This is a genomic window from Streptomyces sp. AC627_RSS907 (assembly GCF_019049165.1).
Genome location: NZ_JAGMUE010000287.1, coordinates 1 through 2,916, shown reverse-complemented (window position 1 = coordinate 2,916; position 2,916 = coordinate 1). Strand labels below are relative to the sequence as shown.

Below are 2,916 nucleotides of genomic sequence, written 5' to 3'. Positions count from 1 at the left end.
CTGACCGGCGCCGGCACAGCGTCGCACACGGGCGGCAACGGGGCGGGCCGGAACAACAGCCTTCCGGCCCGCCCCACCCCGCCCCGTCCCCCGAACCCCGCGAAGCCACCCGTCGGCGGCCTCGCCCCCCTTCCGTCCTTGGAGGATCTTTCATGGACTTCGTCCAGCGCACCATCGACATCGCCCGTCAGAACGTCGCCGAGGGCGGCCGCCCGTTCGCGACCGTCATCGTCAAGGACGGCGAGATCCTCGCCGAGAGCCCCAACAGGGTCGCCCAGACCAGCGACCCCACCGCCCACGCGGAGATCCTCGCCATCCGCGACGCCTGCACCAAGCTGGGCACCGAGCACCTGACCGGCACCACGATCTACGTCCTCGCCCACCCCTGCCCGATGTGCCTGGGCTCGCTGTACTACTGCTCGCCGGACGAGGTCGTCTTCCTCACCACCCGCGACGCCTACGAGCCCCACTACGTCGACGACCGCAAGTACTTCGAACTCGGCACCTTCTACGACGAGATCGCCAAGCCCTGGCAGGACCGACGGATGCCGATGCGCTACGAGGAGCGCGAGGACGCCGTCGAGGTGTACCGCCTCTGGCAGGAGCGCAACGGCGGCGAGCGCCGCGTCGCGGGCGCCCCCACCGCATGACCCAGGTGGTCGAGAAGGCGGCCTGGGTCCACCTGGACGAAGGCCGCCTCCTGACCGCCCGCACCCACGGCCGCGACCGGTTCTACCTGCCCGGCGGCACACCCGAACCCGGCGAAACGCACCCCCCGGCCCTCGCCCGCGAGATCCGGGAAGAACTCGGCGTCGCCCTGGCCCTTGCAACCGTCGTACGCCTGCTGATCACCGAGGCCCCGGCCGGCGGCAAGCCCGCCGGCACCCTGGTCCGCACGCCCTGCTTCACCGCCGACCACACCAGCACACCCACCCCATGCGGGGAGATCGCCTACCTCGCCCACGGCGAGTGCCACCATCCGCGAAGTGCTCGAACGCCTCGCAGAGAACGGCCGGCTCCTGCGCTGGTGAACCCCGACGGCGCACCGGCCCCACACCTTCCGGTCCCGGGGCTGGTGCACCCGTTCGCTCTCACAAACCTGTCCCGCACCCGTTCCTCCCGAAGGTGATGTCGTGTCCGAGCTGTCCCCGAGGCAGCGGCTGCTGGTCCTTGCCGTGTGCTGCTCAGCCCTGTTCCTCGTCAGCCTCGACAACACGGCCCTGAACACCGCGCTGCCGGCCATCCGTCACGACTTCGGCGCCTCCACCGCCGGACTGCAGTGGACCGTCGACGCCTACCTCGTCGTCCTCTCCTCCCTGCTGCTGCTCGCCGGCTCGGCCGGTGACCGCATAGGCCGCCGCCGCGTCTTCCGCGCCGGGCTCACCCTGTTCACCACCGCCTCCGTGCTGTGCTCCCTCGCCCCCACCCTCGGCTGGCTGATCGCCTTCCGCGCCCTCCAGGCCGTCGGCGGCTGCATGCTCACCCCCGTTGCCATGGCCATCATCACCAACGTCTTCACCGACCGCCGCGAACGCGCCCGCGCCATCGGCATCTGGAGCGCGGTCCAGGGCATCACCATGGCCGCCGGCCCCCTGCTCGGCGGACTACTGGTCGACACCGCCGGCTGGCGCTGGATCTTCCTGATCAACCTCCCCGTCGGCCTCCTCGCGCTGGCCCTGACCGGCCGGGTGCCCGAGTCCCGCGCCCCGCAGCCCCGCCGCGTGGACGCGGTCGGCCAGCTGCTGGTCGTCGTGCTGCTCGCCACCACGGTCTGCGCGATCATCCAGGGCCCGGCCACGGGCTGGACCTCCCCACAGGTACTGCTCTGCGCCGGCACCGCCGCCGTGGCACTGCCCGCACTGATCACCGCCGAGCTCGTCCAGCGCGAGCCGCTGATCGAACTGCGCTTCTTCCGCCAGCCCTCGTTCACCGCGTCCGCGCTCAGCGCGGTGTGCGCCTTCGCCGCCCTGAGCGGCTTCCTCTTCCTCACCGCCCTCGACCTCCAGGACGCCCGCGGCCTGGCCGCCTGGCAGGCCGGCCTCTGCCTGCTGCCCATGGCCGCCATGACCATCGCCTGCCCTCCCCTGGCCGGGCGCCTCACCGCCACCCGCGGCCCCCACCTCCCCCTGATGCTCTCCGGCACCGCCACCACCCTCGCCGGACTCCTGGCCCTCCTCGGCGCCCAGCGACACATCCCGTTCCTACTGGCCTGCTACCTCCTCTTCGGCATCGGCTTCGGGCTCGTCAACGCCCCCATCACCCACACCGCCGTCTCCGGCATGCCCCGCGCCCAGGCCGGCGTCGCCTCCGCCATCACCACCACCAGCCGCCAGATCGGCAGCGCCCTCGGCGTCGCCGTCACCGGCGCCACCCTCTCCGCCGCCGACTGCACCGCCGCCACGTTCGACCACGCGAGCCGCCCCGCCTGGTGGATCATCACCGGCTGCGGCATCACCATCGCCGCCCTGGCCACGCTCACCCGGCATCACGCCCACCGGAGCACCCCACCCGGCACGGCACCGGCGACGACCGGCCAACACCGACGGCAGGCCCCACGAGTGAGTGTGTGATCGACGCAGGTTCCCAGGGGGGCGGCCCTGAAACACACAGACGTACTCCCCCTGTCGACCCGGATGGGCGACGGGGGGCGGCACACTGGGGCGCGGGCTGGGCTGCTCCCGGGCGAAAGGCACCGTGGCCGGCGCGGCGCCCGTTTCCCGCGCCTCCGTGGGCTGGCTAGGCCGTGTTTTAGGTCGGGATTCTGATCCACGCCTCGTGCTGTGATGATCACGTTGTGGGGCGTGGGGATCTTTCTGATGAGCAGTGGTCTGTGTTGGAGTCGTTGCTTCCTGCGGCGGGTGTGAGTCGCAGGTCGCCGGGTCGTCGGCGGCTGGTGGACGGTGTTCGGTGGCGGGT

Annotated in this window: 3 protein-coding genes; all 3 read left to right on the top strand. The window is 72.1% G+C overall.

Translation table 11 applies throughout. From position 1 onward, the window contains the following. Positions 1-152: 152 nt before the first annotated feature. The 3 genes from KUM32_RS33775 to KUM32_RS33765 are packed head-to-tail and all read left to right on the top strand — an operon-like array spanning position 153 to position 2,570. Complete coding sequence (locus tag KUM32_RS33775) at positions 153-650, top strand: nucleoside deaminase (protein WP_217145735.1); 498 nt, start codon at positions 153-155, stop codon at positions 648-650. Continuing rightward, positions 647-1,129, top strand: a complete 483-nt coding sequence (locus KUM32_RS33770; RefSeq protein WP_254406522.1) for an NUDIX domain-containing protein — start codon at positions 647-649, stop codon at positions 1,127-1,129. The genes KUM32_RS33775 and KUM32_RS33770 overlap by 4 nt, the downstream gene beginning before the upstream one ends. 4 nt (positions 1,130-1,133) lie before the next feature. Continuing rightward, the gene (locus KUM32_RS33765) at positions 1,134-2,570 is read left to right on the top strand and encodes an MFS transporter (RefSeq protein WP_217145734.1); all 1,437 of its coding nucleotides are present in this window, start codon (positions 1,134-1,136) and stop codon (positions 2,568-2,570) included. Positions 2,571-2,916: the final 346 nt, after the last annotated feature.

Bases quoted from the DNA above. Each gene is read 5' to 3' on its own strand.
- KUM32_RS33770 (WP_254406522.1), top strand. From the start codon at position 647: ATGACCCAGGTGGTCGAGAAGGCGGCCTGGGTCCACCTGGACGAAGGC.
- KUM32_RS33775 (WP_217145735.1), top strand. From the start codon at position 153: ATGGACTTCGTCCAGCGCACCATCGACATCGCCCGTCAGAACGTCGCC.